General features: G+C 58.7%; 17 protein-coding genes and 3 pseudogenes. 10 read left to right on the top strand and 10 right to left on the bottom strand.

All coding sequences use genetic code 11. The annotated features are described in order from the left end of the window. Positions 1-180: 180 nt before the first annotated feature. The 4 genes and pseudogenes from QM996_RS32425 to QM996_RS32410 all read left to right on the top strand — a co-directional run bounded on the left by QM996_RS32425 (position 181) and on the right by QM996_RS32410 (position 3,493). A pseudogene (locus tag QM996_RS32425) lies at positions 181-1,201 on the top strand (ABC transporter ATP-binding protein). Further along, positions 1,201-2,195, top strand: a pseudogene (locus QM996_RS32420) (carbohydrate kinase family protein). Before QM996_RS32425 ends, QM996_RS32420 begins: the two co-directional pseudogenes overlap by 1 nt. Before the next feature lie 160 nt (positions 2,196-2,355). Continuing rightward, positions 2,356-2,910 carry a hypothetical protein gene (locus tag QM996_RS32415; protein WP_334141580.1) on the top strand — a complete coding sequence of 185 codons (555 nt, stop codon included), beginning with the start codon at positions 2,356-2,358 and terminating at the stop codon, positions 2,908-2,910. Further along, entirely contained in the window at positions 2,903-3,493 is a 591-nt protein-coding gene (locus QM996_RS32410) for a hypothetical protein (protein ID WP_334141578.1), read from the top strand. Before QM996_RS32415 ends, QM996_RS32410 begins: the two co-directional genes overlap by 8 nt. 225 nt (positions 3,494-3,718) lie before the next feature. Here QM996_RS32410 and QM996_RS32405 read toward each other — a convergent pair. From QM996_RS32405 to QM996_RS32395, 3 genes and pseudogenes are all read right to left on the bottom strand, one after another. Beyond that, positions 3,719-3,873: pseudogene (locus tag QM996_RS32405) on the bottom strand (acetoin dehydrogenase dihydrolipoyllysine-residue acetyltransferase subunit); the annotation flags it as partial. Between the two features lie 42 nt (positions 3,874-3,915). Beyond that, positions 3,916-6,852: a hybrid sensor histidine kinase/response regulator gene (locus QM996_RS32400; RefSeq protein ID WP_334141576.1), complete on the bottom strand. Its 2,937-nt coding sequence runs from the start codon at positions 6,850-6,852 to the stop codon at positions 3,916-3,918. Between the two features lie 42 nt (positions 6,853-6,894). Beyond that, positions 6,895-8,544 carry a Glu/Leu/Phe/Val dehydrogenase dimerization domain-containing protein gene (locus QM996_RS32395; protein WP_334141573.1) on the bottom strand — a complete coding sequence of 550 codons (1,650 nt, stop codon included), beginning with the start codon at positions 8,542-8,544 and terminating at the stop codon, positions 6,895-6,897. Between the two features lie 713 nt (positions 8,545-9,257). Here QM996_RS32395 and QM996_RS32390 point away from each other — a divergent pair. Next, the gene (locus QM996_RS32390) at positions 9,258-10,193 is read left to right on the top strand and encodes a MurR/RpiR family transcriptional regulator (RefSeq protein WP_334141571.1); all 936 of its coding nucleotides are present in this window, start codon (positions 9,258-9,260) and stop codon (positions 10,191-10,193) included. 128 nt (positions 10,194-10,321) lie between these two features. On the opposite strand, the gene QM996_RS32385 is transcribed toward QM996_RS32390, so the two are convergent. The 5 genes from QM996_RS32385 to gloA form a co-directional block, all read right to left on the bottom strand. Beyond that, positions 10,322-10,585: a hypothetical protein gene (locus QM996_RS32385; protein WP_500270537.1), complete on the bottom strand. Its 264-nt coding sequence runs from the start codon at positions 10,583-10,585 to the stop codon at positions 10,322-10,324. 48 nt (positions 10,586-10,633) lie between these two features. Further along, positions 10,634-11,569: an electron transfer flavoprotein subunit alpha/FixB family protein gene (locus tag QM996_RS32380; protein WP_334141567.1), complete on the bottom strand. Its 936-nt coding sequence runs from the start codon at positions 11,567-11,569 to the stop codon at positions 10,634-10,636. 26 nt (positions 11,570-11,595) lie between these two features. Beyond that, positions 11,596-12,345: an electron transfer flavoprotein subunit beta/FixA family protein gene (locus QM996_RS32375; protein WP_334141565.1), complete on the bottom strand. Its 750-nt coding sequence runs from the start codon at positions 12,343-12,345 to the stop codon at positions 11,596-11,598. A 337-nt stretch (positions 12,346-12,682) separates the two neighbouring features. Further along, complete coding sequence (locus tag QM996_RS32370) at positions 12,683-13,636, bottom strand: C-terminal binding protein (protein WP_334141562.1); 954 nt, start codon at positions 13,634-13,636, stop codon at positions 12,683-12,685. A gap of 143 nt (positions 13,637-13,779) precedes the next feature. Further along, complete coding sequence (gene gloA / locus QM996_RS32365) at positions 13,780-14,190, bottom strand: lactoylglutathione lyase (protein WP_334141559.1); 411 nt, start codon at positions 14,188-14,190, stop codon at positions 13,780-13,782. A 1,085-nt stretch (positions 14,191-15,275) separates the two neighbouring features. Between gloA and QM996_RS32360 the strand changes: the two genes are divergently transcribed. The 5 genes from QM996_RS32360 (at position 15,276) to QM996_RS32340 (ending at position 21,706) form a co-directional block, all read left to right on the top strand. Next, positions 15,276-16,388, top strand: a complete 1,113-nt coding sequence (locus QM996_RS32360; RefSeq protein ID WP_334141557.1) for an ABC transporter ATP-binding protein — start codon at positions 15,276-15,278, stop codon at positions 16,386-16,388. A gap of 32 nt (positions 16,389-16,420) precedes the next feature. Then, positions 16,421-17,917 (top strand): extracellular solute-binding protein, encoded by a 1,497-nt coding sequence (locus QM996_RS32355; protein ID WP_334141554.1) that lies wholly within the window; start codon positions 16,421-16,423, stop codon positions 17,915-17,917. Continuing rightward, entirely contained in the window at positions 17,914-18,879 is a 966-nt protein-coding gene (locus tag QM996_RS32350) for a carbohydrate ABC transporter permease (protein ID WP_500270536.1), read from the top strand. Before QM996_RS32355 ends, QM996_RS32350 begins: the two co-directional genes overlap by 4 nt. 55 nt (positions 18,880-18,934) lie before the next feature. Further along, the gene (locus QM996_RS32345; RefSeq protein ID WP_334141549.1) at positions 18,935-19,804 is read left to right on the top strand and encodes a carbohydrate ABC transporter permease; all 870 of its coding nucleotides are present in this window, start codon (positions 18,935-18,937) and stop codon (positions 19,802-19,804) included. A gap of 543 nt (positions 19,805-20,347) precedes the next feature. Beyond that, a complete protein-coding gene (locus QM996_RS32340) occupies positions 20,348-21,706 on the top strand; it encodes an IS5-like element ISRsp18 family transposase (RefSeq protein ID WP_334141523.1) in 1,359 nt (452 codons plus the stop codon). Between the two features lie 145 nt (positions 21,707-21,851). On the opposite strand, the gene QM996_RS32335 is transcribed toward QM996_RS32340, so the two are convergent. Both QM996_RS32335 and QM996_RS32330 read right to left on the bottom strand, forming a co-directional pair. Then, entirely contained in the window at positions 21,852-22,784 is a 933-nt protein-coding gene (locus QM996_RS32335; RefSeq protein ID WP_334141547.1) for a MurR/RpiR family transcriptional regulator, read from the bottom strand. A 193-nt stretch (positions 22,785-22,977) separates the two neighbouring features. After that, positions 22,978-23,865 (bottom strand): fumarylacetoacetate hydrolase family protein, encoded by an 888-nt coding sequence (locus QM996_RS32330; RefSeq protein ID WP_334141544.1) that lies wholly within the window; start codon positions 23,863-23,865, stop codon positions 22,978-22,980. Between the last annotated feature and the right edge of the window lie 63 nt (positions 23,866-23,928).

Here is a 23,928-nt window from a genome sequence, read left to right as displayed (position 1 = left end):
AATCGCGACCGTGACTCACGAGCTCATTCGAATGAGCGAGATGAGGACACAGCTGGCCGAAGCGAAGCTGTCAGCTTTCAAATATTACCTGAACTTTTCCCACTAACATGGCACGGGGCTCTTGCCGTGCGAGACGATGTAATCGTTGCCACCCGCGCAGAAGAACCACTGCGATCACGGCTGCAACGATCCCTCAAGAACGTCGTCAAGAGCTTCGGCTCGTTCATCGGCGTGAAGGACATGACCCTCGACATTGTCGACGAAGAGTTCCTGGTACTCCTGGGCCCATCTGGCTGCGGAAAATGCGGATAATTGCTGGCCTTGAACACCTGACAGAAGGCGAGATCCGCATCGGTGGCGACTTGATGAACGACATCGACGCCCGTGACAGGGACATGGCCATGGTTTTCCAAGGGTATGCCTTTATCCGAATATGTCGATCTACGAGAACATCCGCTTTCCGCTGAGGATGCGTCAGGTGCCCAAGGCACAGCATGATGAACTCATTCGGCGCGCGGCTGAAATGGTCGAATTGGGTCCCTTCCTGGATCGCAAGCCCGGTGCGCTCTCGGGGGGACTACGGCAGCGCGCGGGGCTCGCGTGCGCAATCGTGCGTCACCCGCAGGTATTCCTCATGGACGAGCCCTTGTCCAATCTGGACGCGAAGCTGCGCGCCAGCATGCGCGTGCAGATCAAGCACATGCAGCGGGAACGGAAGGTAACCACTGTGTATGTCACCCACGACCAGATCGAGGCGATGACGCTGGCCGATCGCATCGTCATCATGCACAAGGGCCAGCAAATCGGTACGCCCGACGACATCTATTCAAACCCAGCCAACACCTTCGTGGCCGGCTTTATCGGTTCGCCGCCGATGAACCTCATTCCCACGGCACAGAATGGAACATTCTCCTCCGCCGGCGTTAGGGTTCCTTGTCCTGCAAATCTCTCCGGAAACATCACGCTTAGCATCCGTCCGGAGGACTGCCAGATTGGCGGAGATAACCTTGAGGGGCAAGTCTACGGCGTGGAGCCGACTGGCGACATCACCTATCTCACTGTGCCCACGGCGAACAAGAACATCGAGATCAAGGCGGGGCGTGAATTCCGCGCCCCAATCGACAGCGCCGTTGCGGTGGGTTTCGATACAAGTCGCCTCCACTTCTTCGGTGAAGACGGCTCTCGTGTGGGGGTGAACTGATGTCTACGACATTCGATCTCAGCTGCGTAGGCTTCTACACCTTCGACGCTCTCTGCCGGCCCGTCACCAACATACCGCCGGGAGGCCAGACATATTTCGTGGAGGATTACACGCTCGCGGTCTCGGGCGCGGCGGGATCTGCCGCCATCGTCGCCGCCAAATACGGCCTGCGCGTGCAGGCGGTCGGAGGTGTCGGGTACGGCGACATGGGAGATTGGGTCCGCGTGAAGCTCAGGTCATACGGGTGGACATCCGTATGATGCAGCGCTGCGAGGGCTTCTCGACCTCCTCCTCGATCGTGACCACGCGTCCGGACGGCACGCGTCCGGCTCTGCACAAACGGGGCGCCACGGACGCATTCTACGTATCGGATTCAGACATTGATGGTTTGCTGGACACAAAAATCCTGCATATCGGCGGCGTTGGCCTCATGAATCGCATGGACGACACTGGCAGGACGGCGGAACTGATGTCAGAGGCGCGCCGCCGGGGCGTGATCACCACTCTTGATGTATTTGCTTCAACGCCGGAAGACTTTCCGAAGGTGGAGGCCCTTCGTCCCTACACGGACTATTTCCTCCCATCCGAAGAGGAGGCCAAGGCGCTATCCGGATTGACGGAGAACCGCGATCTTGCCCATTTCCTGCTGAGCAGGGGTGCCGGGTGCGTTGTCCTGACGCTTGGTGCCGATGGAGCCTATTACCTCGACCAGACGGGACTCGAGTTCCATTCTCCAGCCTTCGAGGTCGAGGTAAAATGCACGTGCGGATGTGGAGATTGCTTCAATGGCGGATTTGCAACCGGCCTCGTCAAGGGCCTTTCTCCCTACTACGCCGTCGAGCTCGGCCAAGCGTCTTCGGCGCTTAACGCGACTGGTCTCGGAAGCCAGGCGGGCGTTGCAAGTTACGAGGCCACGCGACGATTTATAGAGTCCACTCCGGGACGCGGAGGAGCTATGTTGGCGGCAGCCGGTGTAGCGAAAGCGGTGCAATAATTCATGGGGGTAGGTCATGGGCGTGCGGCCACAATTCGCTCCAGACGCAGCGCAACTGAAGGACGCGCTGCGTGGATTGCGGTATGCTTTTAGGAGAGGATGTGACGCCGTGCAGGGGACGGCGCCGACGAAGCTTCCTCCCCCTGCCTCGAGGATAGCGTTGACAGCGCTTCGGGAAATGGGGCTACTCGCCCGCAGCGTCGACCAGATGGTAAGCAGCGTCGTACATACGGTTTTCGGCGAGGTGACACTTGGATCTCACAAGCTCCAGGACATGATGGCCTCCGGCGGGCAATCAGAGGAATTCTCCGCTGTCTTCTACGAAACGATGAAAATCGTCCTTAGCCACCTGGGCGCTAGCAGGGCGCTGGTCAGCCAGAGCGCCGGGCGAAAAGCCTTTGGCCAGGTCACGTCGCGCGATGCGCCCGAGCATTTTGCCGCGCAACTAGCCCTCCAGCTTCTCAGGGAAGAGCCTGTCCGGATCGATTATCTGGACGCCCATTCCCCCGTCTCGAAGGAAGCCGTCGCGCAGGTCGCCGTCTTTTCCGTCTTGCTGTACTTGCTATCGGACCGCGAGAACGAAGATTACGCGAAGATGATTCAGGCCGCGACCAATTTAGCGACCGCGCTTCAGGACGAGATTTCGCAAGCCTTCCGGACGCAGAACGGCGCTGTGCTGTCTTCGCTCTTTGAGAGGTACGCGGCCCATGTTTGATCTTTGCCAGTTGATTTCGCATCTTCCGCCGACGAACAAGCCCTTGCGGATCGCCGCGAGACAGCTCCATTGGTTCAGAACGGCGTTCGAGGCACACGCTGCATTGTGCGGCGAGCTCATGGGATGTCGCTTTCAGATCGACGAGTTGAAACTTGCGCGTGTCTTCGTCCGTTGGCTGAAAAACATAGAGCAACAAAGGCCGGCTCAGAAAACCGAACGCCGCGAGTTCTTCGAATTTGCTCCGTCGCTCATGCTGAGCGAACTCATTGCCGACATGCCGCTAAAAACAACGAAGCCTCCACAACAGGTTGTTCAAGGCTCCGCTGCTGAGTTCTGGCCTGAAGGCTATGTCGCCACGACATTCTGCCTGACGGTATACGCCGCGACGATGGACCAAGAGTTCCATACGCAGGTCGAAATCAACAAGGTGATCGATGACCTGCGAAGTTGGTGGTCTTTCCGGGAGAACGCCAACGAGGATACGAGCTATGCGGCGGGATTTTTTCAGAGGGTTCTCGGCCATGAGCCAAACTGGTCGATGCCCGCCAACTTCAGCGCTCGTTATCAACGCAACCTGATCTAAGCGGGCACCAACGAATTTCGTCGCCTCGCCTTTGGGGGGCTCACCGCTCGGCTCTGAATGTGAAGGTCACCGGAGATGACCGAAACCCTAGGACTACCAAAGCGCCTCGGAGATTTCGTTCGCGGTTTGGAGGAGGTGGCAGGCCCGGCGAAGTGCGGCAGGCATGCGCTCGGCGGACCCGATCGCAAGATCCGGATCAGGGCCGGGCTACACCGGTTTTACAGGTGCATCGAGGCGTTCCGGCATGGCGGCCTCATCACGATGGCGCCGGCCGGCGCACCAACCAGCGCCGTCATTCCCTCGCCAAGGATGATGCGCCTCAGCGTTCCCGTCGCAGTCGCTGACACGACATTGGTGACCTTGGTGGTTTCAGGGGAAAGGCGGTCACAAAATCTGTCCTGGTTGACTGCCACCGAAACGCTCTACTCGCCGTCTGACGTCGATCGCTTGAGCAGCAGCGGCTGCAAGCGATCCAGCTCCGCAGCCAGCGCACGCCGGCCTTCTTGAACGGGTGCGAGCTTGCCCTCGCGGCCTAAATCCGCGAGCCGTTGTGCCGCAACCCCCACCCCGTCCGCGCCGATCACCTCCGCCGAGCCTTTCAAGGTATGGGCTGCGCGCCGTAATTCCGCGGCATTGCCGCTGGCATGCGCCGCGTCGATTGCAGCTGTCAGTTTCGGGTATTCGGCAAGGAACATTGCCGCCAACTCGCGCAAGAGCGCCTCGTCGCCGTCAAGATTGCGCAGGGCGCCTTCCCAGTCCAGCACGGATACTTCTGCAGCCGCCAAATGCTCTGCGACAGCGGTTGATGGCCCGGCCGGAGCCGATGCCGGCGTTGGTTCGTACCGTTCGACGACGCGGAACAGATCGGTGGCGCGGAACGGCTTCGTCACGTAACCGTCCATTCCCGCCGCGAGACAGCGCTCGCGGTCGGCCGGCGTTGCGCTTGCGGTTAGCGCGATGATCGGCACACGGGCGCTCTCGGGCCGAGCCAGCGCGCGGATCGCAGCCGTGGCGGCAAGCCCATCCATCACCGGCATGTGCACATCCATCAGTACTAGGTCGTAACCGCCACGTTCGACCGCTTCGACCGCCTCTTGACCGTTTCCCACAGCTTCTACCCGATGGCCGCGCTTCGTCAAAAGATCGAACGCGACCTGCCGGTTGACCGCCCCGTCCTCGGCAAGCAGCACATTAAGCGGCGGTGCCGTCCTCGGGCGCGCAGGCCTGGCGGCGCCCTCGCCCGCGTCATCCCGCATCGAGACGCCAAGCGCGTTGGTGATGGCGTTCAGGAGATCGGACTGTTTGATCGGCTTCACCAGCAGCCTGGAGATACCCAGTTCGCGAAGCAGCGCCTCATCGCTCGGCCGGCCGGCGGACGACATCATCACGATCCGGATCTCCTTGAGATCCGGGCGCTGTCGAATGTGTGCCGCAAGTTCGAACCCATTCATCTCGGGCATCATCACATCGAGAAGAGCGAGATCCGGTAGGGCGCCGGCGGCCTGTTCCAGTGCACTCAGCGCCGCCGCCCCGTCGGAGGCGACGATCGGGATCATGCCCCAGTTGACGACGATCTCCTCGAGAATCTGGCGATTGGTGGCGTTGTCGTCGACCAGCAGTGCGCGCCGGCCGCGCAACTCCGCCTCGCGCGCCGGCTGTGCCTTCGCTGCCTCCGGCGCAAGCCCGAAATCGGCAGCGAAGGTGAAGACGCTGCCGACGCCCGGCTTGCTCTCGAGTTGCATCCGACCGCCCATCTTCTCGGCAAGTTGCGCAGCGATCGCCAGGCCGAGCCCGGTGCCGCCATATTGCCGCGTCGTCGAGGTATCGGCTTGGGCGAAAGCCTCGAAGATCCGCTCTTGCTGCGCCTTCGGGATGCCGATGCCCGTGTCGCGCACCCGGAACTCAAGGCGTGCCCCGTTCTCTGTCGGCCCTTCCAGTGTGACATCGACCACCACTTCGCCGGTCTCTGTGAACTTGATGGCATTGCCGATAAGATTGACGATGATCTGCCGCAGTCGCGTCGGGTCTCCGACCAAATGGTCCGGCACTTCGGGGGGAATGTGGCAGGCAAGTTCGAGGCCCTTGTCGGCGGCGCGTTTGGCAAGCGTCTGCAATGTGTCGCCCAATGTGTCGCGCAGCAGGAACGGGATCGTCTCGAGTTCCAACCGACCAGCCTCGATCTTCGAAAAGTCGAGAATGTCGTTGATCAGGTTCATCAGCGTGTCGGCGGAGTGGAGGATTATTGAGACGTATCTGTGCTGCTGTTCAGAAAGCTCGGTGCCTTCGAGCAGTTCGGCCATGCCGATCACGCCGTTCATGGGCGTGCGGATCTCGTGACTCATGTTCGCGAGGAACTCTCTTTTGGCAATGTTGGCCTGCTCGAGTTCCTCACGGGACTTGCGCAGTTGCTCCGTGCGCTGCTCCAGCTTGGCCGTGCGCTTGGCAACGAGTTCCTCGAGACGATGGCGGTGCTCCTCAAGTTCGGTGATATCGGAATACACGCATACCGTTCCCCCGTCACTTGTCTTGTACTCGCTTATGCGGATGGCCACGCCATCCTTGCGGACGATCTTGAAAGGGCCGATCGGGTTGCGGTGACGCCCCATGCGCCGCGCCACCCACTCGTCGACGGTCACGCCTCCCAGGTCCATCTCCCCGCTTTCCGAGAAAGCGCGGGCCAGGTCCTCAAACCGTGGTCCCGGTGTTTCAAGAATAGGCTCCTCAGGAAATAGGGCACGTCCCGGCCAGAACAGGTCTCGGTACCGCGAATTGTACACCACCAGCTGATCGTCGGCGTTGAAGAGAGCGAAGCCTTCCAACGCCGACTCTAAGGCGTCCAGAAGCTGCCTGCGGGCCGCTGTGGCGCGCGAAGTTGCGGCTTCTGTTGTCGCGACCAGGCGCTCGAGATGCTCGCGCTGCTCCTCAAGCTCGGTAATGTCGGTATAGGCGCCGACCATGCCGCCATCACGGGTCCGGCCTTCACTAATTCGAATCCACATACCGTTGTTGAGCCTGAGCTTGAACGGCGGACCGGGATTGCGGTGCCGCATCAGGCGTTGCGCGACCCACGCCTCTATGGTGAGTTCGCCCAATGGGACCAACTCCTTCTCTGCGGCAGAGCGGATCAGGTCCTCGAACCGCATTCCGATTTCCACCGTAAGACCCGCAGGGGCGAAGAGCTCCCTGAAGCGGGTGTTGAACGCGACCATGCGGTCGTCGGCATCATAGAGAACGAACCCCTCCAGCGCGGATTCGATCCCGTCCAGGAGCCTGTCGTGCGCCGCCTCTGCCAGCGTCTGTGCGGTCCGGGCAGCTTCGAGTTGCGCCGCAACTGGGTACTCGGCGCCGGTCTTGGTCATCAGTGGTCCCTCCTCGGCGGGATGGGATTTTTCCGGATGCCGTTATGGGAACAGGCCGCGCAGCAACTTGGCTTCGGTCACGCGGGCGATCCCCTCGATCAAGGCAGCCGTACGCAGATCCAGCTGTTCATCTTGCGCACGGCGACGCGTGCGCACGAACGCATCCAGCAAGATCGCCTTGAGCCGGTGATTGATCTCGTCGAGCTTCCAGGTCAGGTTCTGGAGACCCTGCACCCACTCGAAATAGGAAACGGTCACTCCGCCGGCATTTCCCAGAATATCGGGGATGATCTGCACTCCACGCTCGTTGAGGATCTCGTCAGCCTCCAGCGTCGTGGGGCCGTTGGCGCCTTCGGCGAGCAACCGGCACTTGATCCGCCCAGCGTTCTCGGCGGTTACCTGATTTTGCAGTGCCGCCAGAACCAAGACATCGCATTCCAATTCCAGAAGCTCGGCGTTCGAGATCGACTCCGCATCCGGAAAGCCCGCCAGCACTCGATTTTTGGCCACATATTCCAAAAGCGTGTCCACTGATAGGCCGGCGGGGTTGTAGAGCCCGGTGGAGACGTCGCTGATCGCGATGATCTTGACGCCCGCCTCGGCCAGAAACCGCGCCGCGAAGCTGCCGACATTGCCGAAGCCCTGCACCACGGCGGTCGATTGGGCTAAATCCAGCCCGATTGCCTCCGCCGCGGCTTCGATGACATAGACCAGTCCGCGCCCCGTCGCCTCCTTACGTCCAAGCGAGCCCCCGAGCACCACCGGTTTGCCTGTGACAACCGCCGGAACTGCATGGCCAACCTGCTGGCTGTAGGTGTCCATCACCCAGGCCATGACCTGCTCGTCGGTTCCCATGTCGGGTGCCGGGATGTCCTTGTCGGGTCCGATGATGTCGATGATTTCGGCAGTGTAGCGCCGGGTCAGCCGTTGCAGTTCGCCTTTCGAAAGAACGGTAGGGTCGACGCGCACACCGCCCTTAGCGCCGCCAAAAGGTAAGCGCATCAGGGCGCACTTCCAGGTCATCCAGGTCGCCAGAGCCGCGACATCGCCAAGATCGACATCTTCGTGATACCGAATGCCGCCCTTGGTCGGCCCCATGGTCAGGACATGCTGCACCCGATAGCCAAACACGGTTTCGACCTGTGCGCGGTCGTCGCGGAAGAACGGAAACGACACCATCTGGGTACGTTGTGGGAACAGCAGCCTTTGGCGGATGTTGTCGTCCAGATTCATGAACTGGGCGGCCTTCAGGAACTGCTGCTGGGCGAGGCGGAGCATCGGCGAGTCCCACTCGCCGCCGTGGGCGCGCTTGCGCGCCAGCGTGTAGCGGATAGCGCGGTCGAGCGCGACGCCGTTGAGCCTCGTCTTCAGCAGAAAGTCGCTGGCGCCGGCTTCGACCGCGCGTGCGGCCAGCTTCACATCGTCCATGCCGGTCAGGATCACCACAGGGACTTCAGGCGAGACCGAGCGGACTCTGAAAAGCGTCTCGAGTTCCTGGCTGTCCGGCAGGATCAAGTCGAGCAGCACCAGATCAATCACGCCCCGCTCGAGCTGTCCGAGCCCATCGGCCAGGCGGTCCACTGCCACCACCTCGCAGCGCAACTGCATTTCGGTGTTGAGCAGCCACTGGATCAACTTTGCGTGGAGCGGGTTGTCCTCGACAAGCAATATGCGCACTAGTTGATCGCTCATGCTTGGGCCTCCAGGTGACCGCCCTGAAAGTATATCAGGTTTTGCTGCGAACGCTGAATTTCGGCAGCTATGTCAGACGTTGCTTCCCGAAAGGAAGATCAAAGTGACCCTAATCGGGCCGAGCTGGCTACCAAACTACGACATCACGCGCGGCGTCCCGGCGGAGCCGTTGCCAATACGGCGGCGGATGCAAAGGGACGCAAACTCGTCGTCGGTCTCGATGAGATGGCCGCGAATTTAGCGACCCTGTTCAAAGGGAGTCGTGACGCCGCGATAGGGCGCCTGACGACGCTTGCCGCCGCTGCAACGTCCCGCTCTGCCGCAGCGACGAGATCAGCCCGCCACAGCGCCGATAACCCACCGACGTCGTTTGCCGGCAAAAGCCAGTAGTAAACTGGGGCCAGGTTCACGATGACGCCATGAACGATCGTGACTAATACCGAGACGCCAGCGTATTTGATGAGATCTTGAAGATCTGCCCCTGCGAACACGCATAGAACAGCGAGGAAACTGTAAGTCGCAGTCAAATGTCCGCGCCTTCGGGAGGTGGGGAAACGTTGCTCTGGACGAACACCACCTCAGTCGAGGACAAGAACCGTAGTAATTGCAGACAGTGCCCAAATATGGCAATCACTTACTGCTTCGCCCGGCTAACCACCGGTAATTAATCCGCCTCGAGAACGCGAGCACTCGCCGATCTGCCGGAGAGACCCATGACGAGACCAGACCTGATCGAGCAGATTAAGAAGAAATGCGTCGAACTCTCCGGACAAACGGTTGAGGCGGCCCACTACGTCATCAACAACGCAGAGGAAATTCCATTCTATTCTATGCGAGAGGTTGCGAGGCGGGCGAAGGTTCAACCCGTAAGCCTTGTCAGGCTGGCTCAAAAATTGGGTTTGGCGGGTTACGGCGAATTGCGGCAACAGTTCATCGATACAACGCCGGAACGCCCTCAACGAGATCGCCAGTCCATACACCGCAACGAGTTGAGCGCTCAAACGCTCATCGCCGAAATGGGCAAAAGCACTGGGCTCAAAGCTTTCGTCGATTCCTTCTTTGCAACCGAGCAAGCCGTCGTTGAACAGGCGAGAGCGCATCTGTCAGAGGAACGACTTGAGAGCGCCGTGGAACTGCTGGCCCGTGCCCCCAGCATCTATGTCATCGGCCGGCGAACCGCGTTCACGCCGGCCTACACCCTTGCATACACCCTGCGAAAAGCTCGTCCGAACATAGTTCTGCTGGATACTCCCGGAGGAGCGCCCGAAGGAGCGCTAGACGATATCCAGCCTGGTGACGCGTTCGTAGCGGTGACCTTTGCGCCTTTCAACCGTCTCGTACACACGTTGACCGAGAAGGCATCGCGTTCGGGGGCGCAAATTATTGCGATCACCGACAGCTTCGCGGCACCCATCAGCAAGTTTGCCGGGCCATTGCATTTCGTGGCGCAGACGTCCGGTCAGGCATTTCCAGAATCCACACTAGGCGCAATAGCGATCGCTAACATCCTTGCCGCCCTGACTATCAGCAGGCTTGGCGAGGTGGCACAAAGCCGAATTCGCGAGAATGAGCGCTTTCTAGTGAACTCCGGCGAGTATCTCCTGTCGAATCCTCCCAAAAGGCGCCGACGCCCCTCAAAAAGTAATTGAAACAACAATCAACTGATCTCCACTGACGATTGGATGCCTCCTGTCTTTTGGGTGATGTGAAGCATCGCCATCTTGGCACATGGCGGTGCCGGTCGGAGGGGCCTCCAACCCATTAGTGGAGGCAACACTCATTTGAATAGCGTGCCTTCATCCTCCACTATCTTCGGTTCGTGGTTCGTGCATATGGCGCTGCACATGGTCCCGTCTTCACGCCAACCCGGCAGCAGCCGGTCGATGCCGATGCGATCGACGACCGCGCCGCTGGGTCGCGACAGGGCAAGGAGAACGTTGCCCGCGGCGTTGATCAGGTCGCGCAGCGCGCAAGGTCGACGGACGCGTAGCGACATCCATGCACTATCGAACGAACCATCATATAGCCGATCTGCCTGCATGCTAATGCTTCGGTCACGTCATCTCCTCAAGCCGCTGGCCGGCAGCGATCAGAGCGCCTTCTCAAGCTCCGGCAGAACGTCGAACAGGTCGGCGACGAGGCCGTAGTCGGCGACCTGGAAGATCGGCGCCTCCTCGTCCTTGTTGATCGCGACGATCACCTTCGAATCCTTCATGCCGGCGAGATGCTGGATCGCCCCGGAGATGCCGCAGGCGATGTAGAGGTCGGGCGCGACGACCTTGCCGGTCTGGCCGACCTGCCAGTCGTTCGGGGCGTAACCGGCATCGACGGCGGCTCGGCTTGCGCCGACGGCGGCACCGAGCTTGTCGGCCACCGGCAGGATTACTTCCTTGAACTTCTCCGACGAGCCGAGCGCGCGGCCGCCGGAGATGATGATCTTCGCCGAGGTCAGTTCCGGACGGTCAGACGACGACAGCGCATCGGAAACATGCCTGGATAGATCGGAAGAAAAAGCTGTCGCCGAGATTTCTTCGACGACAGCTGAGGTGCTGCCTTGGGAGGCAGACGGGAAGGCTGTGGTTCGCACGGTGATGACGCGCTTGGCTTCGCTCGTCTGCACCGTTTGGATGGCATTGCCGGCATAGATCGGCCGCTTGAAGGTGTCCGCCGAGACGACCTCGATGATTTCCGAGACCTGGCTGACGTCGAGCAGCGCTGCGACGCGCGGCATGACGTTCTTGCCGACCGAGGTGGCGGCGGCGACGATGGTGTCGTAGCTGCCGGTGAGCGAGACGATCAGCGCCGCCAGCGGTTCGGCGAGGTTGTTGGCAAGCGAAGCGTCGTCGGCAACGAGCACCTTGGCGACGCCGGCGAGCTTCGCGGCCTCATCGGCCGCGGCCTGGTCGCCGCTGCCGGCGACCAGCACATGCACGTCGCCGCCGATCTTGGAAGCGGCGGTCAGCGCCTTGGCGGTCTGATCGGAAAGGTGGGTGTTGTCGTGGTCAGCCAGAAGCAGAATGGCCATGATGAATGTCTCCCTTTCCTTGAACTTTACAGCACGCCGGCTTCGGTCTTGAGCTTCTCGACCAGCTCGGCGACCGACTTGACCTTGATGCCGGCCTTGCGGCCGGACGGCTCCTCGGTCTTCAGCACCTTGAGGCGCGCCGTCGTGTCGACGCCGAAATCGGCCGGCGTCTTCTTGTCGAGCGGCTTCTTCTTCGCCTTCATGATGTTTGGCAGCGAGGCGTAGCGCGGCTCGTTCAGGCGCAGGTCGGTGGTGACCACCGCCGGCAGCTTGATGTCGATCGTCTGCAGGCCGCCGTCGACTTCGCGCGTCACGGTTGCCTTGCCGTCACCGATCTCGACCTTGGAGGCAAAGGTGCCTTGGGCCCAGCCAAGCAGCGCCGACAGCATCTGGCCGGTCTGGTTCGAATCGTCGTCGATCGCCTGCTTGCCGACGATGATCAGCCCCGGCTGTTCGGCTTGCGCCACACCCTTGACGATCTTGGCGACGGCGAGCGGCTCGACCTGGTCCTCGGTCTCGACGAGGATGGCGCGGTCGGCGCCCATGGCTAGCGCGGTCCTGAGCGTCTCTTCGGCCTTGGCCGGACCGATGGAGACGACGACCACCTCGTCCGCCTTGCCGGCTTCCTTCAATCTCAGCGCCTCTTCGACCGAGATTTCGTCGAACGGGTTCATCGACATCTTCACGTTGGCGAGCTCAACGCCCGAGCCGTCCGCCTTCACGCGGATCTTGACGTTGTAGTCAACCACCCGTTTCACCGTCACAAGTATTTTCATGAATCTCTTCCTTTTTACCGTGCGGGAACCGGTGTCTCGCTTTGACAGCCATAAAAATCCCGTTTGGTCTTTCAGCTAGTCGACCCACTTCATTGATCATCGGGATCGGGATACGGTTCACGCTGAAAGCCGGGAATCGTGAGCCATCATGTATTTGACCATTAACAGCAAATACATTCTCTCGGGTGCAACCACAGAAGAACTAGTTCCGCTATGAAGTCGCCACCTGTCGCGGCCGGGAACCCATGGTCTATAGCCCATTAAGCCCTAGCTTGTGACCTGCCGCCAAGCCATCATCGCGAAACTGCATCATGCTAGGTCCTTAGCCGAGCGAGCATCAGCCGGTCACAATATCCGGAAGCGTTTGACCTAGCAGAGCACGTCGCGCTCTCTCAACGGCTTGCTCTTGCAAAGCATCCAGAGAAGTGTTGGAGCGCCAGGCGACATGCGGCGTGAACACCGTATTGGGCGCGTCACGGAGTGGATGGTTGGCGGGCAATGGTTCCTGCGCAAATGTGTCTAGTCCTGCGCCGGCGATTACGCCGGCACGAAGAGCCGCCGCCAACGCTTCCTCATCAATCAGACCGCCACGCGAAACGTTCACTATCACTGCGTTGGACCGCATACGCTCCAGCACCTCGGCTGAAATGAGGTGGCGTGTTTGCTCACTGAGAGGCACGTGAAGAGAGACGACATCCGATTCCTCCAGGACTTGTTTCAACGTGACTGCAGGAACCTCCGAGAACGTCGCGAGAGGGTCGAATGCATGGACTTTCGCTCCGATAGCGGCCCACCATTTCGCGACCAGTCGTCCAATCCGGCCCATTCCGACAACACCAACCTGCAGGCGCGACAGTTTGGGCGTATCGAGACCAATGACTCCAGCCCACTCGCCCGCACGAATAGCCGACTGGCCCTGCGGAATCCGCCGCGCCAGATTCAATCCCATTGCGAGCGCATGCGACGCGACTTCCTCGGAAGCGGTGTCGGGAACAATTGTCACCGGCACCCCCACCCGCGATGCGGCTGCTACGTCAATGTTATCGTAGCCGACGCCATAACGCACAACGGCCTTACAGCGTCGTAACAACTTAAACTCCTCTACGGTCATCCTGGCATAGGGTGTGACCATTACCACCTCCGCCTCGGCCATGCGACTGCGGAATGACGCCTGATCCTCCGCGACCACCATCTCAAGTCCGAAGACCTCGGCCAGTGCACGTTCCCTGTTCAGGTTGGGGAAGCGGTGGGGGGCAACCAAAATAATCCCCGCCTCGTTTGCCACTTTCATCTTTCCAGATCTCCGATTTACGAGAGTTATTTGAACGCGAGCGCTTCGCCCGCTTGACACGCGAGGCGTCTCCGTCTTGCGCGCAGCAGCCGGTGTCCATGCACATCAGCTGGATTACTAGAACTGCTGAATCCGAACGACGACTAGCTCATGGTGTCGAGGTCGATCAGCTCAATCCTGTACCCGTCCGGATCCTCGACGAAGGCGATCACGGTGGTCCCGTGCTTCATCGGCCCGGCGGGACGGGGGATCCGAGCGCCATTCGCTTCCAACTCCTCACATATGCCGTAGATGTTCCTCACGCCAAGCGCGATGTGGCCGTAGCCGGAGCCGAGGTCGTAAGGAGTATCCTGATCCCAATTGTAGGTCAGCTCGATGACCGCATGGGTGTCTTCCGGACCGTAGCCCACAAAGGCGAGTGTGAATTTGCCTTCGGGATATTCCAACTTGCGCAACAACTGCATCCCCAGCAGACGCGTGTAGAAATCGATCGACCTTTCAAGGTCCTTCACCCGCACCATGGTATGCATGACACGGAATTTTGGCTCACTCATCGTCTTTCCTCTCCATGATCTGTCTCGCGCCCCGGCGCCGGGATGGCTTATGTGGGATTGCAGGGAGAGGCGGCACATCTCAGCATTTCCCCAGGCCGTCGACATGAACGATCCATCAGCCTTCACCATGCGCTGCACATGGCAGACCTGCCTGCAAATATTCGCCCCCCGATAAGAAGCCAGAAGCGGAGCGCCTGCAGATGGTTACCTCCAACAACATAGCTCTTAAGCCAAGAACCAACTTTTGTTGCTCTCGATCCAATCTCGATCAACGGTAATGAACACTATGATCCAACTTACTGTCAAGTGGATCATGTGATCCAGAAACGGGATTTTCGCTTTGATGCTGACCTAGATATCAGCAACGGCTGAATTCACCCCGATACAAATAGACCGCTTGGCGCTGGCTTTGCGCGATCGATCGACTATAAATCTGCGAGCACTTTCAACGGCACATCTACGCACCTCCTCGTATAAATATCTAACGACTACATCTCCCAGCCCGTCGGCGCGTCTGACGAGCGAAACCGTTGCTTCAGCCACACCCCCGCTTCGCAGGGGCAGATGCGAGTTTGCGGCGCGATTGTTCCGTCAGTGCTTTTTTCCGCTGATCGTCACGACCTCCTCGTCCAGATGTCAAACTTCGTTTGAACGCCGGCTTTCGCCGCCAGATAGTGCTCATTCATCAGATTTCGACCTGATCCACGGATCACCATACCGGCCAGCGGCTTCCGACAGACCGCAGTGCGCAAGCATCGCTCAAGACCTCATTGCGACGGGCCGCCATCCAGACGTGAAATCACCGCCCGCGGCGGGCCGCCAGATCGTAAGCGAAGCTGATTGGCAATTTCACAAACAACACAAAAATCATGCTTGGATCACATGATCCTCTTGACACTATTATGGATCATAATGTTCACTGCCATTAATCAAGAGCAGATGAGGGCGAGAAGCGCTGGGTCTTGGACAATATAGCGATGCACGGTGAGCACTCATCTGCAAGCGCTCCGGGAGTCACATTGCTCGTTGGTTCACGCAGTCTCATCTGCAAGACGAACATCTGCGTGACCACCGAAGGAGAGCTTATGACTTCCGTCACGTTTGAAAATGTCTGGAAGCAGTTTGGCAACTACAACGCTATCGAGGACCTGAATCTCGAAATCAAAGATGGTGAGTTCATGGTATTCGTCGGACCTTCGGGGTGCGGGAAAACTACGACCCTTCGAATGCTCGCTGGGCTAGAAACCCCGACATATGGCCAGATTCGGCTCGGGAATGAGGATGTCACGCTGACACCGCCCGGGCGCCGAAACGTTTCGATGGTTTTCCAAAGCTACGCACTTTATCCGCATATGACGGTCCGCCAGAATCTGGCCTTTGGTCCGGAGATTCGACATGAACCGAAACCTGATGTCGCCGCTAGTATTGAAAGGGTGGCGAGTCTTGTGGGGCTTCAATCGCTACTGAATCGCTATCCAAGCGAACTTTCGGGTGGACAGCGCCAGCGCGTGGCGCTGGCGCGCTCGATGATTCGTCGACCGCGCATCTTCCTTCTTGATGAGCCCTTGTCCAATCTCGATGCCAGTCTGCGGACTCAGATGCGCACTGAGATCGCCGAGTTGCAACGTAAGTTGGGCGTTACAGCTGTCTATGTCACGCATGACCAGGTTGAAGCCATGACGATGGGGCATCGGATCGCTGTTTTTGATCATGGCCGGATCCTCCAGGTTGCAGCACCGGCGGAACTTTATCGAGCACCAGCGAACAAGGTTGTCGGTACGTTCATCGGGTCTCCTCGAATGAATATCCTGCCGGCCAAGGTTAGCCTCGATGGCGACATGGTGAGAGTGCGCTGCTTTGGCACGACTTTCACCATGGAGGGACGTCACTTTGCTAGGGATCGACTTGCCGACAAGATCGAATTGGGCATTCGACCAGACGAAATTCAATGGGTGAAGGACGCCCCTTCAAGATGCACCGAAAAAATCACTGGCACCGTGACGTCACTTGAGACGACAGGCTCTGACACCTTCGTCCTAGTCGACGTCGAGGGAACTGAAGTGAATTCCAGATTTCCGAGCTTTGCTCCCGTAAAGCGCGGAGAGACGGTCGATTTGGTCTTTGATCCGACAGATCTCCACTTCTTCGATGCAGGGACTGGAGCGAGCCTGAAGACTTCGTCGGCAATCCACAACTAACCGGAACGCATAATAAACTGGGAGAAAAGTTTATGTCGGAATACCGAGTTGGAAATGCATCCCGTGATAAGCGGAAACCTGGACTTGGTGATCGTGCGACAGGAAATCGCGAGAGCATTTCACCGCGCCTTCGCTTGGGCGGACTGACGATTGCAAGAGCCGTCAATCGTTCGTTCCGCAACATTGCTTTGGCAGGCTTGCTTGCCGCAGCAGGATTTTCGGCCGCCTCAGTGCACACGGCCGAGGCCGCCAACATCAAAGTGGCCTTCAGTTTGAACTGGACTTTTGCCGATCCTAAGCTCGCCGAGAAATGGTTTGCGGATGTGAAGCAGCAGTTTGAAGCGGCTCATCCGGGCGATACGATGGAATTGATCCCGGTCCCCGGTACCTATGACGATTTCATCACCAAGCTCAGCCTCCTCTACAACTCGCCCGACACCAAACCGGACATCGTCCAGTATTTCGACATTAACGTCGGACAGTTTGCCGGCGGTGGTCTGCTCGAGCCGCTGGACGACAAGGTCGCAAATGCGCCATGGTGGAAGGGTACGCCAGACGCCGTGAAAGCATCCGGAAAGTATGACGGCCATGTTTACTCGGTTGCCCAGGGGATCAACACATACGGCATGCTTTTTGACCGGACTCTGACCGAGAAGGCCGGATTGCCGAAGGACTGGAGTCCCAAGAGTTGGAACGAAATTCTAGACGCCGCTCGCGCGATCAAGAAGTCGTCGCCTGACGCGTCACCGCTCTATGTCATCACCGGTACCGCGCAGGGAACCTTCGGCGTTGTCGCCGGCCCAGGCCTCCTCCTTTCCGCCTCAAGCACGCCGACGATCTATAACACGGAATCCAAAAAATGGGTTGTCGATAGCAAGGGTATTCGCGAGGTCCTCAATTTTTACAAGACCGCAGCAGCGGAAGGTCTCCTCGCGCCTACCTCACAGATCATGGATGCCAACGGTGCGACGCACCCGGCACAGGCCCTATTTGATCATAAATTCGGCATCACGCTTACCGGCAACTGGATACCGGTATTTTGGGGCAAGGATATCTGCGCACCCTGCTGGGACGACAAGGAAGAAACCATCGGTTTCGCCACGATACCGACATCCGAAGGCCAAGCTCCCGGAATTGGGGCAAGCTTCAACGGCGTGGTTCTGTCCATGTCCAAGGACCCTTCTGATCCGGATCTTGCCTGGTCGGCAATCGATATCATGCAGCAAGGCAAGAATCTCCTGAACATCGCAGCCTGGGTGGCGGTTGCACCGCCGACGACAGAGTTGAGCACCGATCCGGCTTATCTTTCTCTGAGTCGGCCGCCCTTCCAGAAGGCCTTTGCGGACCTGGGAGCAACTTCGCGAAGCATGCCTTCGCAGCCGGAGTTCCCGATCTGGGGTAACGCTTTCCAGCAGGCGACCCAGGCGATGATCCTGAAGCCTGAAACGACGATCGACGAAGGCGTCGAAATTCTGCGGTCCTACATGGCGACCCAGGTTGGAGAAGAGAACCTGGAGAAATTGCCTTGAGTTCTACGCTCTCATCAGGAGCCAACCAGGGGTCGGTTACAGCAACCGGCCCCCAGGGGCACGGTAATCCGGTCGCCCAGGTGACCGCGCGGGTACGCCTGGACCGGCCACGCGTGGATCCCATCAGCTTCGTATTGCTCTCGCCGGCCGCGATACTTCTTTGCACGCTTTTTTTGGGCCCCGTTCTGTATGCGATTTATCTCGGCTTCACCAATCTACAGTTAATTGGAATTCATGCCTTCAACTACCGCTTCACGGGTCTCGCCAATGTCGCCTTCCTCCTCAAGGACGCGGTCTTTTATAAATCGCTCTGGCTTACGGTCGTATTTGTCGTGGGGTCAGGTGCGATCGCTACCACACTGCTTGGTCTTGTCCTGTCCATCGCGCTTCAGGATTGTTTGGCTCCCATCAGGTGGTTCAGCAGCGCCATGGCTATCCTTGCCTGGACCCTGCCTCCGACAACAATTGCCTTTCTTTGGATGGCGACAAGCACGCAGTCCGGGCTTCTCGCAATGCTGACTGGCAACATGCGCCTCGATCTCTTGTACGACCACGCCATGCTGGTGGTCTCGACAGCCAACGCCTGGTCCCTGGCGGGCCTTGCCATGACCATGTTCTCGGCCGCGCTCCGCAATATTCCCGGCGATCTTACAGAAGCGGCAAAACTTGAGGGTGCATCCTCCGCTCAGACCCTGATGCGGATAACATTGCCGATGTTGAAGTCGACCATTGTGACCTGCGCCCTGCTGATGATGCTGATGACATTCGGCAACTTCACGTTGATATATCTGATGACAGGCGGGGGACCGGGCAACGACACTAACATCCTGCCGGTATACACGTATTTGCAGGGCTTCAAGTTCCATAACCTCGGATACGCGGCTCTCCTTGGCAATGTGATGGTGCTGCTGTCGGCGGTTCTCGGCGGCATGTTCGTGTGGGCTACCAAGTCCCGACGATAATATCGGCATCCCTCCGTGAATGCCTCCGAGACCTTACTTGAAGGATGTGATTGTAATGCAGACAGTATCAGCCGAGCGTGCTTCCAGTCCACCGCCTGGACTGAAGGTCAACAAACCCGCAAGCATCACCACTGGTCGGGTTATCAGTAATTCCACCGCCATCATCCTTGCCGCCTTTTTTGCGCTGCCGATGTTGTGGATGATCCTCGCCTCGGTCGACGGCAATGCGACCAACCAGTTGCAGGCGCCGAATTTCACGATCGCGCATTACGTGGAGGCCGTTGAGGCTGCCAATCTTGCCGCGTTTGGGAATAGTTTCATCATATCGATTGTCGCCACAGTGGTCGGAACGGCCGCGGCTTTCATAGCCGCATATGTGTTCTCAAAACACAACATCCCATTCAAGAATCCTCTGCTGCTGACAGTTCTGTTCCTGTCCGGGGTCCCGATCTCCATTCTCATCGTGCCGGTTTACAAGCTGTTCTCGATACTTGGATGGCTGTCCATTATTCCCACCGGTATTCTGCTCGCTGTGACCGCCATTCCGTTTCAGATCTATCAGTTGAAGAACTTTATCGACGCCATACCAACGGAGCTCGAGGAGGCAGCCTCGCTTGAACAGGCGAGCAATCTGCAGATTTTGCGCAAGGTGATTTTCCCGCTGACAAAACCTGGTCTTGCTTCAGCGGCGATCTTCGGGTTCGTCAACGCCTGGGGAAACTTCCTTTTGCCGGTCGTTCTGATCAACAGCCTCGCATACCAGCCCGCTCCAGTGCGCTTGTTCGGTTTCATGGGTTCAAACTCGATCGACTACGGAACGATTGCGGCCTACTCCATTATTTATTCACTGCCGGTCATTATCCTGTTCGTGGGTATGTCCCGCCAGTTTAGGGCAGGGTTCTCTCTGGGTGGTGCCGTCAAGTAGTCCTCATCAGGAGGAGCTTTCCCAGAGTGGCCCATCGGCCATACCCCATACGATCGCAGTTGCAACAGGGCTGTGACAATCGATAGGCCCGACACTCTCCGGTCAGACGTATGCAACCCTGCTCATTTGGGGAACTGCGGACGAGGTGGTCAGGCGGTCCCTGTTGCGTAGGCCTATAAGCATGGACCGGCACTGTCCCGTCAGCGCCAAAATCTGGTTCCCTCGAAGAGACGACGCGGCAACGACCATGACAATGCCATGGCCCAACGCGATCACATGCACGATCGGATCTGCACTAAGGGCTATGGTGTCACCCGGCAAATCGCCTCAAGGAGGCGCGGCAAGAAGCGGATGAGATGCCTTAGTCGGCCGTGAAGAACTCGGAAGCCGCTGATTTGACGTAGGAATCGAGGGATCTGCAGATCTTCTAATTGCAGGAAACGGCCGCCGAACAGGCTGTTTCCTTGCAATATCAGTTTGAGGTTTGCCTGGTTGGCGAAGCGTGATTCACTGGGTTTATCGCGGTGAATCGGAGAGCCAGGAATGGGTAAACCACGCGAACGGCGCCAAACGGGTGAACAGGATTTATTCCGATCCCGGCTCGACCAGATCATCAATATGAAGCACGAACTGGTGCGTCTGGCGCAGGCTATCGACTGGCCTGTGTTGGAAGCCCGCTTTGGGACGGTGTATTCGGACGGAGCGGGCATGCCGCCCTTGCCGACGCGGCTGATGGCGGGGCTGGCCATTCTGAAGCACACGTTCAACCTGTCGGACGAGGCGCTGTGCGAGCGCTGGGTGGAGAACCCCTACTTTCAGTACCTGTGCGGCGAGGAGTTCTTTCGGCACGAACTATCGTTCGACCGCTCCTCGATGACGCGCTGGCGGCAGCGCATGGGCGAGGCGCGGATCGGCGCGCTCTTGCAGGAGAGCCTGGCCGTGGCAGTCAAGACAGGCGCGATGAAGCCGCAGGATACGCGGCAGGTGACCGTCGACACGACCGTTCAACCGAAGAACGTCATGTTCCCGACGGATGCCAAGCTTATTCACCGGGCGCGCGAACGGCTGGTGCGGCTGGCGAAGAAAATGGGGCTCGACCTGCGCCAGACCTACATTCGGGTCGGTAAATTCGCCCTGATCCAGCACCAGCGCTACGCGCATGCGAAGCAATTCAAACGGGCCGGCAAGGCGCTGCGCAAGTTGAAGACCTATCTCGGCCGGACCGTTCGCGACATCGAGCGTCAGATCGCCGGCGACGAACAACTCGACGCGATCTTCAAATGGTCGCTCTATCAGGCAAAAACGGTCATCGCGCAGCGGCAACGTCAGCGTGGCCGCAAGATCTACAGCCTGCATGCCGACGAAGTCGAGTGCATTGGTAAAGGCAAGGCGCACAAGCCCTATGAGTTCGGAGTGAAGGTGTCCGTGGCCACGACACTGAACCGTTCAAAGGGCGGGCAGTTCGCCCTGCACGCGACCGCGCTGCCCGGCAATCCTTACGACGGCCACACGCTCGCGACCGTCATTCCGGATATGGAAAAGATGATCGGCAACGAGCTCTCCCGCATTTTGGCCGATGCTGGATACCGCGGCCATAATGCTCCCGAAAGTCACAAGCTGAGGGTCTTCACCAGCGGCCAGAAGCGCCGCATCACGCCCGCCATAAAACGCCAGATGCGACGACGATCGGCGGTCGAACCGGTCATTGGACACCTCAAGAGCGAACACAGAATGGACCGGAATTATCTCGCTGGCGAACAGGGCGATGCCGTCAATGCCGTTCTGGCCGCCGCCGGATACAACTTCTCCCTCCTGCTGCGATGGTTCAGGCAACTTTTGTGTCTGTTCGCCGCACTACTGTTCACGTTCCAGAGCCGACCAACACCGCAGCAAACTGCCTGAAAGCGAGTTCTTCACGATCGACGCCTTATTGGCGTATTTGGCGGTTGCCACCACGAAACCGGAAAAAGCCGGTTACGCAAACAGCCTGCACCGATTATCGAGATAAAGCTGCCGTTCCATTGCCCTCCGAACGGCACCATTTCAACTACTTTTTGAGGGGCGTCGGCGCCCTTTTGGGAGGATTCGACAGGAGATACTCGCCGGAGTTCACTAGAAAGCGCTCATTCTCGCGAATTCGGCTTTGTGCCACCTCGCCAAGCCTGCTGATAGTCAAGGCGGCAAGGATGTTAGCGATCGCTATTGCGCCTAGTGTAGATTCTGGGAATGCCTGACCGGATGTCTGCGCCACGAAATGCAATGGCCCGGCAAACTTGCTGATGGGTGCCGCGAAGCTGTCGGTGATCGCAATAATTTGCGCCCCCGAAAGCGATGCCTTCTCGGTCAACCTGTGCACGAGACGGTTGAAAGGCGCAAAGGTCACCGCTACGAACGCGTCACCAGGCTGGATATCGTCCAGCGCTCCTTCGGGCGCTCCTCCGGGAGTATCCAGCAGAACTATGTTCGGACGAGCTTTTCGCAGGGTGTATGCAAGGGTGTAGGCCGGCGTGAACGCGGTTCGCCGGCCGATGACATAGATGCTGGGGGCACGGGCCAGCAGTTCCACGGCGCTCTCAAGTCGTTCCTCTGACAGATGCGCTCTCGCCTGTTCAACGACGGCTTGCTCGGTTGCAAAGAAGGAATCGACGAAAGCTTTGAGCCCAGTGCTTTTGCCCATTTCGGCGATGAGCGTTTGCGCGCTCAACTCGTTGCGGTTTACGGACTGGCGATCGCGTTGCTGGCGCTCCTGTGCAACATTGATGAACTGCTGGCGTAACTCTCCGTAACCCGCAAGTCCCAACTTTTGAGCCAGCCTGACAAGGCTTACGGGTTGAACCTTCGCCCGCCTCGCAACTTCTCGCATAGAATAGAATGGAATTTCCTCTGCGTTGTTGATGACGTAGTGAGCTGCATCTACCGTCTGTCCCGAAAGCTCAACGCATATCTTCTTAACTCGCTCGATCACGTCTGGTTTAGTCATGGGTCTCTCTGGAACATCGACTGATGGCCGCGTTTTCAAGGCTAACCGGTCGCCGGGAATAACCCGGCGACGCAACGAATGATTCTCATATCTCCGCTACATCTGGAAATATTGGCCAGTAAGGTTCCGTGCTGCGGCCGGAGATTGTTTGTCATTCACCAGGTGTTATCGAGTGGCCACAATCACATGACCCTCAGCGGACAACGTTGCGCAGGACGCCCACATTTTGCAGCTCCACCTCGACTGTATCGCCGGGCTTCAACCACAATGGCGGCTGCCGCTTGGCGCCGATGCCCTGAGGGGTGCCCGTCGTAATGATATCGCCCGGAGAAAGGGTCAGGAAGAAGGAGATATAGCTCACCAATTCGCGCACAGGGAAAATCATGTAGCGCGTATTGGACGACTGGACTTGCGCTCCGTTGACGCGGGTCTGGATACTAAGCTCCTGCACATCTCCCACCTCGTCCAATGTGACGAGCGCTGGGCCGCATGGCGTGGAAGCATCAACGGCCTTGCCTGCTAGCCACTGCGTTCCCCTGTACTGAAGATCGCGTGCCGTGATGTCATTTAAGACCGTCACACCAGCTACAAAATCCAGCGCCTCTTCAGCCGTGACCCCGCGACATTCCTTTCCAATAACGATTGCAAGCTCACCTTCAAAATCCAAGTTCTGGGTGATGCCAGAACAGCGGATCTCGTCGAACGGACCGATCAAAGTGCTCGCGAATTTCGCGAAAATGTCGGGATGTGACGGCAGCGCTCGCCCGGTCTCCGCGACATGATCGTTGTAGTTGAGACCAATGCACAGGACTTTCGAAGGATCTGTGACAGGCGGGCCAAGCCGCACCTTGTCAAATGTTCCTACCACGGCTTGCGGTTTCAGGCGGGCGGCCACAGTGAGCCGCTCCGAGAGTTCCGCCAGCCCCGCGCCGTATTCGCGCAGCAATTCACTTACAGATGAGATTGGCCGCGCATTTTCGCCGCGGTTGCCCTTAAGGAGGGTGTCCACGTCAAAGACTGACGAATCTACCACAATACCTGGTCGCCAGGAGCCGGCTGAGTCATAGGAAACGAGTTTCATTAGTCCTCCCGCACCGCCTAAGGTGCTTTCGATTGAAGAATAAATGGCGACACCCGAACATCG

The sequence above is a fragment of the Sinorhizobium chiapasense genome (assembly GCF_045277575.1).
GTDB classification, from domain to species: Bacteria; Pseudomonadota; Alphaproteobacteria; order Rhizobiales; family Rhizobiaceae; genus Ensifer; species Ensifer chiapasense_A.
Note: the sequence above shows the minus strand (reverse complement) of the source record. Positions and strands in the feature narration are given on the sequence as shown.

What these genes read in the sequence shown, in the direction of transcription:
- QM996_RS32410 (WP_334141578.1), top strand. Translation starts at nt 2,903, where the DNA reads ATGTTTGATCTTTGCCAGTTGATTTCGCATCTTCCGCCGACGAACAAG.
- QM996_RS32400 (WP_334141576.1), bottom strand. Translation starts at nt 6,852, where the DNA reads ATGACCAAGACCGGCGCCGAGTACCCAGTTGCGGCGCAACTCGAAGCT.
- QM996_RS32395 (WP_334141573.1), bottom strand. Translation starts at nt 8,544, where the DNA reads ATGAGCGATCAACTAGTGCGCATATTGCTTGTCGAGGACAACCCGCTC.
- QM996_RS32390 (WP_334141571.1), top strand. Translation starts at nt 9,258, where the DNA reads ATGACGAGACCAGACCTGATCGAGCAGATTAAGAAGAAATGCGTCGAA.
- QM996_RS32385 (WP_500270537.1), bottom strand. Translation starts at nt 10,585, where the DNA reads ATGCAGGCAGATCGGCTATATGATGGTTCGTTCGATAGTGCATGGATG.
- QM996_RS32380 (WP_334141567.1), bottom strand. Translation starts at nt 11,569, where the DNA reads ATGGCCATTCTGCTTCTGGCTGACCACGACAACACCCACCTTTCCGAT.
- QM996_RS32375 (WP_334141565.1), bottom strand. Translation starts at nt 12,345, where the DNA reads ATGAAAATACTTGTGACGGTGAAACGGGTGGTTGACTACAACGTCAAG.
- QM996_RS32370 (WP_334141562.1), bottom strand. Translation starts at nt 13,636, where the DNA reads ATGAAAGTGGCAAACGAGGCGGGGATTATTTTGGTTGCCCCCCACCGC.
- gloA (WP_334141559.1), bottom strand. Translation starts at nt 14,190, where the DNA reads ATGAGTGAGCCAAAATTCCGTGTCATGCATACCATGGTGCGGGTGAAG.
- QM996_RS32360 (WP_334141557.1), top strand. Translation starts at nt 15,276, where the DNA reads ATGACTTCCGTCACGTTTGAAAATGTCTGGAAGCAGTTTGGCAACTAC.
- QM996_RS32355 (WP_334141554.1), top strand. Translation starts at nt 16,421, where the DNA reads ATGTCGGAATACCGAGTTGGAAATGCATCCCGTGATAAGCGGAAACCT.
- QM996_RS32345 (WP_334141549.1), top strand. Translation starts at nt 18,935, where the DNA reads ATGCAGACAGTATCAGCCGAGCGTGCTTCCAGTCCACCGCCTGGACTG.
- QM996_RS32340 (WP_334141523.1), top strand. Translation starts at nt 20,348, where the DNA reads ATGGGTAAACCACGCGAACGGCGCCAAACGGGTGAACAGGATTTATTC.
- QM996_RS32335 (WP_334141547.1), bottom strand. Translation starts at nt 22,784, where the DNA reads ATGACTAAACCAGACGTGATCGAGCGAGTTAAGAAGATATGCGTTGAG.
- QM996_RS32330 (WP_334141544.1), bottom strand. Translation starts at nt 23,865, where the DNA reads ATGAAACTCGTTTCCTATGACTCAGCCGGCTCCTGGCGACCAGGTATT.